The sequence below is a fragment of the Methanosarcina barkeri str. Wiesmoor genome (assembly GCF_000969985.1).
GTDB lineage: Archaea > Halobacteriota > Methanosarcinia > Methanosarcinales > Methanosarcinaceae > Methanosarcina > Methanosarcina barkeri_B.
Genome location: NZ_CP009526.1, coordinates 1,152,142 through 1,167,409, shown reverse-complemented (window position 1 = coordinate 1,167,409; position 15,268 = coordinate 1,152,142). Strand labels below are relative to the sequence as shown.

12 protein-coding genes are annotated in these 15,268 nt (G+C 33.4%); 6 read left to right on the top strand and 6 right to left on the bottom strand.

Annotated features, from left to right (window positions below; translation table 11 throughout):
• Positions 1-156 precede the first annotated feature (156 nt).
• From MSBRW_RS05175 to MSBRW_RS05150, 6 genes are all read left to right on the top strand, one after another.
• A complete protein-coding gene (locus tag MSBRW_RS05175) occupies positions 157-1,893 on the top strand; it encodes a nucleotide sugar dehydrogenase (protein ID WP_080944034.1) in 1,737 nt (578 codons plus the stop codon).
• A 35-nt stretch (positions 1,894-1,928) separates the two neighbouring features.
• Positions 1,929-2,855, top strand: coding sequence for an SDR family oxidoreductase (locus MSBRW_RS05170; protein WP_011305068.1), 927 nt, complete (start codon positions 1,929-1,931; stop codon positions 2,853-2,855).
• Between the two features lie 277 nt (positions 2,856-3,132).
• Positions 3,133-4,389, top strand: a complete 1,257-nt coding sequence (locus MSBRW_RS05165; RefSeq protein ID WP_011305069.1) for a UDP-N-acetylglucosamine 1-carboxyvinyltransferase — start codon at positions 3,133-3,135, stop codon at positions 4,387-4,389.
• Positions 4,382-5,338 (top strand): UDP-N-acetylmuramate dehydrogenase, encoded by a 957-nt coding sequence (gene murB / locus MSBRW_RS05160; RefSeq protein WP_011305070.1) that lies wholly within the window; start codon positions 4,382-4,384, stop codon positions 5,336-5,338. The genes MSBRW_RS05165 and murB overlap by 8 nt, the downstream gene beginning before the upstream one ends.
• A 293-nt stretch (positions 5,339-5,631) precedes the next feature.
• On the top strand, positions 5,632-5,871 hold the full coding sequence (locus MSBRW_RS05155; RefSeq protein WP_052305848.1) for a serine O-acetyltransferase: 240 nt from the start codon (positions 5,632-5,634) through the stop codon (positions 5,869-5,871).
• A 13-nt stretch (positions 5,872-5,884) separates the two neighbouring features.
• Entirely contained in the window at positions 5,885-7,204 is a 1,320-nt protein-coding gene (locus MSBRW_RS05150) for an oligosaccharide flippase family protein (protein WP_011305071.1), read from the top strand.
• A gap of 423 nt (positions 7,205-7,627) precedes the next feature.
• On the opposite strand, the gene MSBRW_RS05145 is transcribed toward MSBRW_RS05150, so the two are convergent.
• From MSBRW_RS05145 to MSBRW_RS05120, 6 genes are all read right to left on the bottom strand, one after another.
• Positions 7,628-8,806 carry a glycosyltransferase family protein gene (locus MSBRW_RS05145; RefSeq protein ID WP_011305072.1) on the bottom strand — a complete coding sequence of 393 codons (1,179 nt, stop codon included), beginning with the start codon at positions 8,804-8,806 and terminating at the stop codon, positions 7,628-7,630.
• A 93-nt stretch (positions 8,807-8,899) separates the two neighbouring features.
• A complete protein-coding gene (locus MSBRW_RS05140) occupies positions 8,900-10,693 on the bottom strand; it encodes a hypothetical protein (RefSeq protein ID WP_011305073.1) in 1,794 nt (597 codons plus the stop codon).
• Positions 10,694-10,885: 192 nt separating this feature from the next.
• Entirely contained in the window at positions 10,886-12,007 is a 1,122-nt protein-coding gene (locus MSBRW_RS05135; protein ID WP_011305074.1) for a glycosyltransferase family 4 protein, read from the bottom strand.
• Between the two features lie 205 nt (positions 12,008-12,212).
• A complete protein-coding gene (locus tag MSBRW_RS05130; protein ID WP_011305075.1) occupies positions 12,213-13,391 on the bottom strand; it encodes a glycosyltransferase family 4 protein in 1,179 nt (392 codons plus the stop codon).
• A complete protein-coding gene (locus MSBRW_RS20125; RefSeq protein ID WP_052305849.1) occupies positions 13,369-14,043 on the bottom strand; it encodes an acyltransferase in 675 nt (224 codons plus the stop codon). Before MSBRW_RS20125 ends, MSBRW_RS05130 begins: the two co-directional genes overlap by 23 nt.
• 10 nt (positions 14,044-14,053) lie before the next feature.
• Complete coding sequence (locus tag MSBRW_RS05120; protein WP_011305077.1) at positions 14,054-15,220, bottom strand: CgeB family protein; 1,167 nt, start codon at positions 15,218-15,220, stop codon at positions 14,054-14,056.
• Positions 15,221-15,268: the final 48 nt, after the last annotated feature.

Sequence of the window (15,268 nt, the reverse complement as noted above, 5' to 3'; positions counted from 1 at the left end):
TCTTTCGATAAAAATTAGTCGACATTATGAGATTTTCCAGCACAGACAAGGGAAAAAATATGTAGCTTGCGATTATTTTAGGCACAATGCCAGATAAAATACGGGACTTAGTTAGAAAATAATCAATTTGATTGAAAATTTTTGGAGATAGAAGTTATGTCTTCTAAAATAAGAAATTATTCAGCTATTCAGGAAAGCATTCAGGGTGAAAAGGTTGAGTCCGTTGAACTTACTTCTAATATTATAAATTATTCAGTTAGTCCGGAAGGAGAAGAATTTCCGATACCTGAACCTGAAGAATACAAAGAAGAATTTAAAAGAGTTAAAGATCTTGTGGACAAAGCCCGTGAAGAAGGGAAAGAGATTGTCGTTGTGATGGGGGTCGGATTTGTTGGAGCTGTAATGGCTGCGATTATTGCAGATACGAAAGACGAAAACGGGAATTATAGCAAATTTGTAATCGGTTGTCAGAGACCAAGTACCCGCAGTTATTGGAAAATACCACTGCTCAACAGAGGACAATCTCCTGTGAAATCAGAAGATAAAGAAGTAGATGAAATTATAAACCGCTGTGTTCTTGAAACAAAAACGCTTGTAGCTACATACACAAACGAATGTCTGAAACTTGCTGATGTTGTTGTGGTAGATATCCAGTGCGATTATGTAAAGTGTGAACTTGGAAATGTCAGAACCGGCGAAGCCGATATGGCAGCACTTGAAGCTTCTATGAAAATAATTGGAGAAAATATCTGCCCCGATTGCCTTGTGCTAATAGAAACAACTGTTGCCCCAGGAACGACCGAATTCGTTGCACTTCCTCTCCTGAAAAAAGCGTTCCAGAAGCGTGGAATCGATTCAACTCCTTTACTTGCACATAGTTTTGAACGTGTTATGCCTGGGAGAAATTATGTGGCAAGTGTACGTGACTTCTGGAGAGTCTGCGCAGGTTGTACTGACGAAGCAAGAGCAAAGGTTGAAAAGTTCCTCAGTGAAGTGATAAACACTAAAGATTATCCTCTAACTATAATGGATAGACCTATTGAATCCGAAACTGCAAAAATCATTGAGAACTCCTACCGTGCAACGATACTCGCTTTCCTTAATGAATGGAGTCTTTTTTCGGAAAGAAACGGTGTCGATATCATAAAAGTTATTAATGCAATCAAAATGCGCCCAACTCACAGTAACATAATCTTCCCAGGACCGGGGATTGGAGGCTATTGCCTTCCAAAAGACGGAGGTCTGGGTTACTGGGCTTATAAGCATATTCTGGGCTTTGAGGATGGAGATGAGGTATTCAAGATCACCCCCACAGCAATTGATATAAATGACACAAGAGCCCTTCATGTAGCCGAACTTACGCGAGATGCTCTTCGGAATATGGGCCACTATATAGCCGGAGCAGATGTCCTCATTTGTGGGGCTAGTTACAGGCAGGATGTAGGCGATACAAGATACAGTGGAAGTGAAATTGTAGTCAGGAAACTGACTGAAATGGGCGCTGAGATGCGTGTCCATGATCCATACGTTGATCACTGGTATGAAATGGAAAATCAGGACACATATCCGGCTTCCGGCCACTCCTGGAAACGTTTCTTCAGAAACCAGGGAAGTCTGACAGAGCTAAAAATCGAAAGTGACTTTTCAACAGCAATTAAAGATATAGAAGCCCTTATCCTCGCAGTTCCACATAATGAATATCTTAACTTTGAGCCGGAAACTATCGTAAAGATGGCAGGCGGGCCTATCGCAGTTATTGACTGTTTTGGAATATTATCGGATGACGATATCAAAAGATATTTCGAACTTGGCTGCGAAGTTAAAGCCCTTGGAAGAGGCCATATTCAGCAAATTAAAAAAGAAGTCCAGAAAAGAAAACTGCAACAACTTTAATAACTTTATAATTACAGTTTCGCAGAAGGGATTGTTTGAAAACTAAAAATGTAGTAGTCACAGGTGGTATGGGTTTCATTGGTTCCCATCTTACTGAGAGGCTACTTGAAGATAATGAAGTAACAGTTATTGATAACGAATCTACAGGTAACATTGAAAATATAAGACATCTACTAGACCACGAAAATCTAACTGTAATAAAAGGCAGTATAGTAGACTTGAATTTAACAGAAATTTTCAAAGACAAGGATTATGTTTTTCATCTTGCAGCAATTCCCAGTGTTCCAAGAAGTGTAAAAGATCCTTTTAGTTCAAATAACTCTAATATCACAGGAACACTGAATGTTCTGACAGCTGCAAAAGATACTGGAATTAAGAAATTAATATTTTCTTCTTCCTCTTCGGTGTATGGCGATACGCCAACTCTCCCAAAAAGAGAAGATATGCCCATAAACCCAATGTCTCCATATGCAATTACAAAAGCAACCGGAGAAATGTACTGCAGGGTTTTTCAGGATCTTTATGATCTGCCAACAGTTAGTTTAAGATATTTCAACGTTTTTGGCCCTCGGCAGGACCCAAATTCTCAATATGCAGCTGTAATCCCAAAATTTATAACTGCAATTCTAAACGATGAGAGTCCCGTGATATACGGAGACGGAGAACAAAGCAGAGACTTCACTTTTGTCAAAAAAGTTGTTGATGCGAATATTCTTTCCTGCGAGTCTAAGAAAACTGGAGTTTTCAATATAGCATGTGGTAGAAGAATTACAATTAATCAGTTAGTCGATTACGTTAATGAAATACTGGGAAAGAAAATAAAATCGATACATGCAGAACCAAGACCAGGGGATATTAAGCACTCATTAGCAGATATATCAAAGGCTAAAGAATTCGGATATAATCCCATTGGTAATTTTAGGGATGAACTTAAGACAGTAGCAGAATGGTTCCTGAACTAAGCTGATAAAGTATTTTTAGAGAAATATAATCCGATCTAACAAGATTATGTTTCCCATTCAAATTTAAATATGGGGATTATTCATCGGCTTATGGTTTGTAATAATTAATCTCATAATTTAGAGGATAATGATCTGCAAAAGAGTCAAATTCTGCTAGCAACTGATAAAAAAGATTAACCTTGAACTAGATGATGTAATTATATTAATCAGTGTTATTTAATAAATTTAATCTTGCAGTTGAAGTTTTATTTTGGAAAATAAGTAAAAGGTATCAGAAATGAATCCAGAAAAATGTGAATATATAGTCAGACCATCCAGGCTTCAAGGGAAAGTAAAAGTAAGTGGTGCAAAAAATAGTGCTTTACGTCTTCTTGCAGCTTCATTGCTAACGGATGAGAAAATAGAACTGACAAATTACCCCGCTAATTTACTCGATGCTCAAATTCATGTTGGTATGTTGGAAGCTCTTGGAAAAAAATGTGTCGTAGAGGATGAAAAAATAACCATTTACGAGGAAAAAGCTCCTTTGAAAATTCTTAATTGGAACAAGCGCTCAATTCGTAATACTTTACTTATATTAGGTGCACTGGTAAGTCGCATAGGTGAAGCAAAGGTTCCTCTTCCAGGAGGTTGTAATCTTGGAGAAAGAAAATTTGATCTACACGAAATGCTTCTCAGAAACATGGGAGCAAAAGTTTGGATTGAAGATAATATGCTTTGTGCTAAAGCAGAAAATGGACTAAAAGGGGCTGACATTTTTTTACCTATCCGTTCAACAGGCGCGACTGAAAATTCAATGATCTGTGGATCTTTAGCTGAAGGTATAACCAGAGTTTGGAATCCTCATATTCAACCCGAAATTCTTGATTTGGCGCGTTTTCTTAATGAGATGGGTGCGAAGATCGAGATTTTTGGCCAGGAACATATAAAAATTACTGGAGTGAAAAAATTATTTGGGACTAGACATTCTGTAATTGCTGATAATATCGAAGCGGTCACGTGGCTAATTGCTTCAGTGATTACGGGTGGAGATATCGAGATCATTGATTTTCCCTTCAAGGACGTTGAAGTTACGCTAATACATCTTCGTCAAAGCGGAGCGAAGTATTATCTTGGAGACAACAGTCTTATTGTAAGAGGGGGAACCCCCTATCCTGTAGAGATTAGTACTGGTCCATATCCCGAAATCAAATCGGATGTTCAACCTCTATTTGCAGTTTATGGTGCCTGTGCAAAAGGTAGTTCAAAAATTGTTGACTTACGTTTCCCTGGTAGATATTGTTATACAAGTGAACTAGCCAAAATGGGCTTGCAATATAATATCAATGGTAATATATTGGAAATCATCGGTGGAAATCCCCTTAATGGTGCTCAAGTAAGAGCTCTTGATCTCCGAGCTGGTATTGCATTAGCGTTAGCTGGACTGGTGGCAAAAGGTGAGACCCGGATCTTAGATGCCTGGCAGATTGAAAGAGGGTATGATAATTTTGTAGAAAAATTAATTTCATTGGGGGGAAATATAAGATATGGATAAAATAAATAATTTGATTAATAAAAAAGTAGGAGATATTTATTTAAAAGAACCTCTTTCAAAACACAGTAGCTGGCGTATTGGTGGTCCCGCAGACGTTTTAATTGAACCATATAATATCAAACAGATAATTGAAATTGTACAATATGCTGATTTAATGAAAATTCCCACGGTTGTTATAGGGAATGGAACAAATTTACTTTTTTGTGATGAAGGGCTTCGTGGAATCATTATAAAGTTGGGAAATAATTTTTCTAGATATACTATTAATGGTAAAAGGGTTTGCGCGGAAGCAGGTATCTGGACTCCAAAATTTGCAAAAATATTATCAGATAATGGTTTATCAGGCCTTGAACATGCTATTGGAATTCCAGGCACTCTTGGCGGACTTATTTTTATGAACGGAGGAAGCAGTGGAAAATGCATAGGAGACATTGTCAAAAAAGTATGGGCTGTTGACAAGAATTATGATTTAATATATTTATCCCAAAAAGAATGTGATTTTTCTTACAGAAAATCAGTATTTCAGGATTCAGATTATATTATTTGTAAAATTGAGCTAGAATGTGAACTTGGAGAAAAAGAACGAATAAAGTCCGAAATGAGAACTATACTAAATAACCGTAAGAACAAATTTCCACTTAATTATCCCAATTGTGGATCTGTTTTTTTAAGTAATCCTGTTGTGAACGACACTTTTGCACCTCCTGGAAAGTTAATTGAAGAAGCAGGTTTAAAAGGTTATCAAATAGGTGGTGCTCAAATTTCGGAAAAACATGCCAATTTTATAGTAAATCTGGGAAATGCTACGGCTAAAGATGTGATTTCTATTGTCCAATATATTCGAAAAGTTGTATATCAACGTTACGGACTTTGTTTAGAAAGCGAAGTGAAGTATGTAGGAGAGCTGGGAAGTCTCAGATCATTGCATGAGATTGGAAAAGTTGAATAAAGATAAATATAGTTTAAAAAACTGCTTGAAAGATATAAATCAATATTTAGTTTTCTACGGTGGTAAAAACTTATTGAGTAAGGCTGCGATCTTTTTTTTGAAGATTTTTTTTAAACTAATATATCGGTATCGTATTTCTAGATGTTGTTATTTAAGATCTAAGATAGCTAGAAAAGCTCTCGGTTTTAACAAATATCGACAACCTATCCTTGGCGGCAATGAAATCGATTGTAGAGCTAAATTAGGTAATAGAATAAAATTTGCTCATACTTCAGTCGTAATATGGAGCGAGAGTGATTATTGGAGATGAAGTTACAATTTTTCAACAAACTACATTTGGAAGCTATGGGCATAAAGACGAAGCAAAGCCCTACCCCACAGTAAAACAAGGCGCAATAATTTATTCTGGAGAAAAAGTTATAGGTGGAATACCTGTTCATAAAAATGCTGTAATTGGTGCAAATTCAGTTGTACTGACTGATGTACCTAAAAACTCAACCACAGTAGGAAGTCCTGCAAAAATAATTAAGTAACGTAGGGTATAAAATGGTAAAGAACTACAGTTTGGCAAAAGATGGAATATCTGTTTTTGGAACTCAATTGTTTATTTTAATTGTAAGTTTCATTTCAGGAGTAATACTTGCGAGAGAACTTGGACCTTCAGGGAAAGGAATCTTTTCTGCTCTTTTAGTTTATCCGGGAATACTAATTAGTCTTTTAAGTATGGGAATGCGTCAGGCAACTGTTTATTATCTTGGTACAAAAAAATACTCGGAATCAGACATTGTAGGTGTAACGTTATTATTACTTATTTTATCAAGCGCAATTGGAGTTTTAACTTCAATTGTAATAATCTCGTATACTAAAAACCCAGATTATAATCAAATGCTAATATTACTTGCGTCATTTACAGTTCCTGCAGATCTTACTATTAATTATTTTACTGGGATTTTAATTGGCAAACAGCGAATAAATAAATTTAACCAAATAAAATATTTGGTTCCTATAATTAATTTTGTACTTATCATCTTTTTAGTATTTTTTGAGAATTTATATGTGTTAGGTGCGATTTTGGCCACACTTGTTGCCCGAATTATGCTTGCTTTATATGCCTTATTAATGATCAAGAGAGAATATTCTTTAAAAATATGCTGTTCACCCGAAATAATCAAAAAAATGTTTTCTCTAGGATTTATCTATGCACTTTCACTGTTTGTCCTGAATCTTAATTATAGAGTGGACATAATTATACTTGAACGTTTAAGTAATATTGCAGAAGTAGGTCAATATTCAATAGGAGTTGGTTTTGCTGAATTATTATGGCAGCTACCGACTGCTTTTGGGGTAGTTATTTTTTCATATAGTGCAAACGCAAAGGATTCAAATAAATTCTCTCAAGATATTGCAAAAATGATAAGGATTATTTTCCCTATTGTCTTGTTTGGGTCATTATTTTTATATTTTGCTAGTGGGTATATAATCCCTTTTTTGAATGGAGACGAATATATCCCAAGTGTCAAGATGCTAAAAATATTATTACCTGGAATAGTTATAATGAGTCTTTTTAAAATTATTAATATGGATTTGGCTGGCAGAGGAAAACCTGATATTACTCTAAAAATTTTTTCCCCAGCCGTTTTGATCAATATAGTGCTTAATATAATTTTAATACCAGATTATGGTGGTTGTGGTGCAGCCTTAGCTTCAACCGTTAGTTATACGCTTGCATCAGTATCCATTTTGTATTACTATATGAAAATTACTCAATTAAGTTTAAGTGACATATTTATTTGTAAAAAAAGTGATATCAATTTTATTTTAGGATTGATTCATGCACCACCAATCAAGCGTAAGAGAATCACCTAAATTGGTGTTTTTGAAACAGATTCATGTGTCTTCGGTTAAGTGAGGAATCGTGATAAATTGCCTCAATTGCCTCAATATTTTCCGAGCCTATCCCAAAAGCCACTTTACTCTTAATCATTGGGAATTCTCAGAATTATTTTCATGATCATGAGATTGATTGATTATTCAAAATACAAGGTCCAAGAAGCAAATTTCAAGTTTTGGGATGACCTCTCCAAATATATTAATAAATGATAAGCTGGAACAGGGTATCGATTTCATATAAAGAGGCCAAAATTTAAGGTCGGATTTTAATACGAAATCGATAGCTTTCAGGCAAGAAAATTCCCTAACCGATGAACAATGGAAACAGATTCATATTTGTCTCCAAATACACCATATAGTTGCTTTTACTTTTTGCATAAAAGTTCAATAGATCTGATATCAAATAGTTTTAAGTTTTGGGATTAAGTCATTACAATAAACCATTCTGAAAAATTGAGTTAATATATCGAACATACTAAAATGCATTTTATATTTTGCTTCGTTATAAATCTTGTAATATCTGTTGAGCTGACTGCTGATTTCAAAATGTTCACTTGAAACCGATTTAATAAAACTAGTAATATTATTTGCGTATTCTTCGTTGATTATCGCTTGAAGAATTTGTTTATAATTATCATCTGGATCGAAATTATCAATAGTTAATCTACTTGAAAAGTTTTGATCAAAAGCACTTTGAAAGTTTTTTTCTGTGATTAATAAAGGATAATTTGAGTTTTTTAAGGGGCACAGCATAATCTTCCCTTTTGATGCAGCTTCCATAAAGCTTCTTCCACCACCAATAACAAAGTCAGCAACATCAATTAGCTGACTAGCGTTAATTGAGTACTTCTCGTCTGTGAACAGATAAATATTATTATCTAGATTCTCACTTATTTCTTTACCAACATTTGCATCTTGTAGGGTTCCAATAATAATTAACTTAGTTTTAATTCCATCAAAATTTAATTTTTTTACAAGATCTATTGCCTGTAATATATCATTCTTTTTGGATACTTCAAGCCTGGAAATTATTAGAAATACTTTTGATTTATTGCAATGCACTGATAACTTGATGTCTTTTATTCTTGAAAAATCTGAAGGAATTTCCTTGATTCGATTTGGAATATAAAATAGATTGGTTTTTTTAAATCTTCTTGAAGACTGATAAAACTTAACGTTTTCTTGAGAAAATAATATTAAGTTATTCACTTTTGGAAAAGCTATTCTTGGATTTGGGCCTCCACATTTCGTATGAATATATGGCTTTTTGAAAATATTACTAATTAAACTCCCAAAAAAGAAGGTATCTTCATCAAAACTATGAATAACTTGAGGGCACTCAATATCAATAATGTTTTTCAGATCTTTCATTACTTTAATAACACTTATTTTTTCATAGATTAAATTATATACTTTTACTTTTGACTGATTTATAACTGGAGACTCTCTTTTTCCAATAACAACTATAGCACAATCTAACTTTTTACTAATTTCTTCAGCAGTAGTTCTTAAACTATAATAATGCCCTCCTCTTCCTGAGTGAGGCTCCATTGTCGAGATTAAGTATAACACTTTCATAAAGATTCCTTTTAATCAGAGAACTGCTTGAATATTACTTATTATATAACTTAAATTTTATATCAATTTTATATGTCGTACTATCAAATAAAATTAAGGTTTGATAATATAAATATCTGAAAATTTATCGGAGTAAAATTTAGTAACTCCAACGTCATTATCTAAGTGCACAAAATCACTATAATTAAAATTCCATCTGTTTTCAAAATTTGGCAATAGTTTTTGATCTTGGTTTCTACCAACATAACTAACCAGTAGATATGATTTGTTATAAGAGTCACTTAACGAAGAATTGTTATTGTATCCAAAATGCTTGATAACTTGATTACCATAAACAACATCATTTTTCTTAGCGGCTGAAACTCCATAAACTACATTGTAAATCCTATAGTTTACTGTTCCACGTTCCAATACAGGATAATTTTCTTTTACCTTATAAAATGTTTTCATTGCAGAAAACTCACTCTCTGGAGTCTGTTGATCTATTTTTAAAATATTAGGTGACAAAAATAAACTATATGTGGATAAACTCGTAATAAGTATCAAAATTGAAAATATTACTAATACTTTCAAATTACTATTATTTTTATCCGAAGATCTTCTTAGAAACATACTTATTGAAAAAGATATCAAGATAATAGAGAAAAATATTGAATAACTATAAACTCTTATAAAACCAAATTGATCATTGAAGAGAAATAGTAGCAGTGAGAAGATCACAAGGAATGCCCATCCTAGAATTGAAAGTTTATGGTAATAATTTACTTCTATGTTATCTTTTTTCCAAAAAGTAAGCATGTATATTATACAGGCGGCAGAGAGTATGGATAATATGATATAGGGACCGTACAGATTTAGTATTAGTCCGAAGATTTTCAAAAAAGATACATCAACAGAACTAAGAGATGTCTGGTATCTCCCAAATTCAGAGCCTCCTCCGTCACTGAATATTAACGTAGATATTATATTTTCCAGACTGTATGCAAGAATATGTAAATATGAAGACCATATGAGAAAGGAACATATCATAATAAATAATAAATTAGTTGACTTTTTTATTTTAAACTCAGAGTTTTTGTTACGATTAAGATACATAGTAAAATCAGATAATAAAATCGTTACTGTAAGCAAAATTGTGACTAAAGGATGAGAAAATATTATAAAAAAACTAAGTAGAATTAACAGAATCGAATATGGCACAGCTTTCTTTGGTAATCTCGATTTAAAAAAAACATAAAGAAAGAAAGGGACAAAAAGAATTGCTTGCCCATTAGGGCTAAGCATAACATTTTTACTGCCAAGTAATAGTATTGAAGAAAATGATAACATTATAAATAGATCACGTTTGTTTTTAAATATATACTTTCCAAGAATATACCACGAAAATATATAGAATAGTGAATATAATAAAGGTAGAAACATAGTAATATCGTTATAACTTAAACCAGAGAAGGATTTTAGTGTAAAACCCAGTATGTGAAGCATGGGATAAGAGTTAAAACCAATACTATGGGTATTCTCAATATCGACCATATAACCAATATGAGTTAAAGCATCTTCCCTGCCATGTATGAAATATCCTCGGATAATTGGCATAAGCAATAAAATTAGGTTTGAAACTATTATCATTAAAAAACCAATTAGCCAAGTATTAGTCTCATACTTAGAAATTGCGTTATAGATTAATATCATCTGGCCGATGAAAATAGCCATAACAATAAGAGCCCAAAAATACCATGGATACATATTGTATATTGAAAAAGCATATACATTAGGAGAATGGCTGTTAGTTATAATAGTTAAAGCTGATAATATTATTATAAACCCAAATATTGATACTAATTTTATGTATCTAGAAGTATTAATACACTTATCCTTGGAGAACACTTTTATCCGCCCATTAAAATATTCAATATATTATATTGAGACCATTTAAGTAGTCATCAATAAAAATACATAGAGATATGTTATGTATATAGATATAACCTTTTTTTAAATTGCTGTAAGATCGCCCTAAATTAAAGTTAATTTGACAATTCATTCAAGTCATAATATTTCGTAAATGATCTGTTTATAAATTCATTGAATATTATGAAGTATTTCTGAATATCTTTCCACAGCTTTATTGTAAGTGAAGTTATCATTTACAAAACTATGAGAGTTCTCTACAACATGTTCAAGATTTGGATGTTTCATAGCACGGAAAACATTTTTTGCAATGCATTCAGGAGAATTGTTTTCCATAATAAAGCCAGTTTCTTCATCATTTATTATATCAGGAATTGCTCCCACTCCTGTAGCAAGTACAGGCGTTCCGCAAGCCATTGCTTCTAACATAACATTAGGAAGACCTTCTGTATACGAAGGAATAACTAGCAATTTTAATGAATTTAAATATTTGGGAAGATCCTCACGAAAGCTCCATCCAACAAGTTTTACATTGTTTTCAAGACCATTTTGAGAAAGATACTTATCAACATTACTTTTTAAATCTCCATCACCTATTATCAAAATATTCAGATACGGTTTTTGTTTTAAAATGATAGGAATTGACTCTATAAAATTAATAATACCTTTTTCTTCAGATAAACGACCTACATACCCAATGAAATCGCTCCTTTGACTAAACTCAACGCTTAAATTAAAATTAGAAAAATCCAAAAAATGCCGAGGAGCTATCAAAATCTTATTGGAATATTTTTCAAAATTCCATTCGTTTATGAGACGTGGAGAATATAATATAATCTTGTCTACCAGATTAAAGTTTACAGTACATAATTTTGTAACTATTTTCGATAGAATATCTTTCTCGTATTTTATTGAAACTCCCGAAACTATAGTAACTGTTTTTATTTTAAATAATTTTGCGGGGATCAACGATAAAATTTGCATTTCCCCTCCTAAGAAAAAAATACATACATCGACTTTACGAATTATTTTTAGGAACAAATGAGCTATTTTTAAATGGGTACAAATATAATTTTTAATTCTATTAACTGAACCATTACCTTTTGAATGGAATATACCATACAAATGAATATGTTTATTACCAGCAAAATGATGATAACTTTCGTTTCCAGTAATTAGATATATCTCATTAGAAGAAGATGTTAAAATATCAATAAGATTAGATAATGGAGTGAACCCTGCTTTCATGGGTGGAAAAGTGATCACACAAATGCTTTTTCTTTTAATTACCATGTATATTCCTTTGTTTGTCCAGTATTCAATTCATTGTCATCGGTTGGAGAATTTTCTTGCCTGAAAGCTATCGATTTTGTACCTTAGGTGGAATTTAAATGGAATAATGTAACTTGCGATTCCTCACTAACCGAAAACGTATGAATATCAATTAGAAACTCGAGATCTCGGTCTTCTAGCTATCTCGAGATAAATTGTAGTATATTCAAACTTTGTAAATACAATTCTCATAAAGGGTCTCCATTTTTTTACAAATTAGTGGCCAAGTTAAATTATTTGTAATATATTTTTGCCCATTCTCAACAAATTTGTTCCCAATTTCAGGATTTTCAAGCATTAGTCTCATTTTGCATTTAAAATCAGTTACATCCCCATATTTAACTAAGTACCCACAAGAAGCTCTTTTTATAAATTCGCTACACCCACAGTCATCAGTAACTATTACAGGAGTGCCAGACATTATTGCCTCAAATGGAACAAGCCCGAATATTTCGAAAGAAGAGGGATAAACTAAGATATCAGCATCCAAATAAGCTGAAATTTTATCCATTGGTCCCATATATCCAGTAAAAATAACCTTTTTTTCTAAACCAAACTCACGTATTTGTTCTTTCGCTTTATCTTTATAACCGTCATCCGGACCAGCTAATATCAATACAGAATCGTCGATATCTTTAACCAACTCTACAAAAGACCGGAGTAGAAAATCAACACCTTTTATTTTATGTAACCTTCCTAAATACAATATCGCATGCTTTTGATTAATATGGTACCTAGCTCTAAAACTACCTTTTTCAGGTAAGCTAGATAATGAATCAACATCTATACCATTTGGAATAATGACCATTTTTTCAATAGGGACATTCATTTGTAAATATTGATCAACTTCTGTATTGGATACTGAAATCAGCTTAGATGCATCCTTTAATATTTTATTTCCCCATAAAACATCAAATATCTTTTTTAGATTCTGTTTACCAATAGTGTTTGGAAGTGTTCCATGAGCTTGTAACACATATGGAATATTATACTTTTTTGAATAATAATGAACGATTACTGCAAGCAATGTCCGATGCTCATGAATATGGATAACATCAAAATCCTGAATTTTTATTCTAGCGATAAAAGGTAAATAATAAGGGATGACAATATTGCGTTTTGTTAAATAATTAGACAGATTTCGGAAATAATAGGTATTTATTCCATCTACATTAACAGGCTTGTTCTTAATAGTTTTCAGCCTCGATTTAAATCCATCGGTAGTAAAAACTGTTACTTCATGGCCCTGTTGTACTAAATTTTTTGAAATTTCATAGGCAACCCTTGCAATTCCACCTGCTTCCCAAGAGGGTTTGAAAAAATTAGTTACCTGTAATATTTTCATTTGAAACCTCCATAGTTCTAATTTTGTCAGCAGGGACTCCACATATTACTGAATTTGCCACCGCATTTTTTGTTACGACAGCACCCGCTCCAACAATAACTTTTCTACCGATTTCAATTCCAGGCAAAATGATAGCATTGTTGCCAATAAAAGCTTTTGATCTAATATAGATAGGAGCAGCTTTCATTTCAAGACCATAAACCTGCCTGTAAGAGCCATCATGAGTTGAAACCATAGCACATCCACCAATAGTTACATCATCTTCAATGAGTATTGGAGAATAGGAACATTCTATAAATGTTCGGTTGCTGATATTGCATCTGGATCCGATCTTGAGGGACTCCCCTACCATTAAACACTGATACCCAAGATGTGAATTTTCCCCGACTGTAAAATTATTTACATTTATTAACACACCTGGAGCCACAAAAACATTGTTTTCAATATAAACACTACTGTAATCATTGGAAAGAACAAGAGATCCAGGACCAAAGTATACATTTTTGCCGATATGTGCACCCAGCAATTTCAACACTATTTTTTTGAATGTAGATGAGGGAACATACATTGAAAGACCTAGCAAGATTTTCTTAGCAAAGCTAATATTTTTTAACTTTTGACGGTCGTCTCTTTCGTTTTGTCTCTCAGCCATATAAATCACATCAGTTGCACAATTTGCACACGTCAATAATCGTTTTAGCCCTATGCCTGTATGTATGGTCCTTCAGAATTCTCTGCCTCGCCCTTTCACCGATCTTCAGCCTTTCTTCATCAGAGGATAATAACCATTCATAGGTTTCTACAGCTTCATCTTCACTATTGACAACAATAATCTCTTTTCCAACTTCAAACCAATCTTCTATCCCTTTGTAAGGCTGGGAAACTATGCAGGCTCCGTAAGCTGCAAGTTCAAATGGCCTGGCTGTAGCAGAGGCATATATATTTGTATGAGACCACCTGGTAATATTCAGGTTGATCTTACTTTTGCAGCAGAATTCGCGGAATGCGCTATAGGAAACCGGGCCAATAAGCTTTGCATTCCCCATGTCAATTCCGAAGTTACCACCCCCTACTGAGAAATTTACGTCAGGCAGCCTTTTACTAGGATTTGTGATCATATTTGTCATCCATTCTTCCCTTAATCCACTTCCGTGACCATAGAATGAGACATCAATAGTCTGCTCAACATTTACAGGGGCAAAAAGATCTGCGTCTGCTGCATAATACAATGGAGTAACGTTTTTTGCACCAGCTTCCTTGAGGTCTTCTATAACTCCTTTTGAATTGACAAAAAAAGCATCATACTCTGAAAGATCCGAATTCACATAGTAGTTAAACTTAAATCCACGTGACACCGCATACTTGGGAAGGATTGTAGGCATATCTCCATCATAATAAAGGCATGGAATCCCGAATTCTGTTTTTAACTCAGAAGGAATTCCTGTGATGTGGTTAAGGGGAATATTCATAAAAAGAATAAAATCAATATCTTTTTCTTTAGTTATAATGTCCGTGAGTTGCTTTTTTATCTTGGGCTTGATATCAAGATTGATTAAGTTTTTAGTTATGGTAGAAAGAAACACCTTGGTTTTTGAAGGATCAGCAACTTTTCTATGGGATTTCAGGAAGTTGTTATAAAGAATACTCTCAAATTTACACGAATTTTCATATGTTCTCCACCAGAGACTTTCCACTGCTCCTCCAAGGTAAGGGACTACTATAACTTCGTTTCCTGTCTCATGGAGAGCCTTCAGTAACTGCCACCATGAGGGTGTACACCCAAGTCCGTATTTTAAGTCGATAGTAGAAACAAACGCCAATAGTTTCATTGAATTACCTGCTATAAAGAGAATAATAAATAAAGAGTTAGTCTAAAA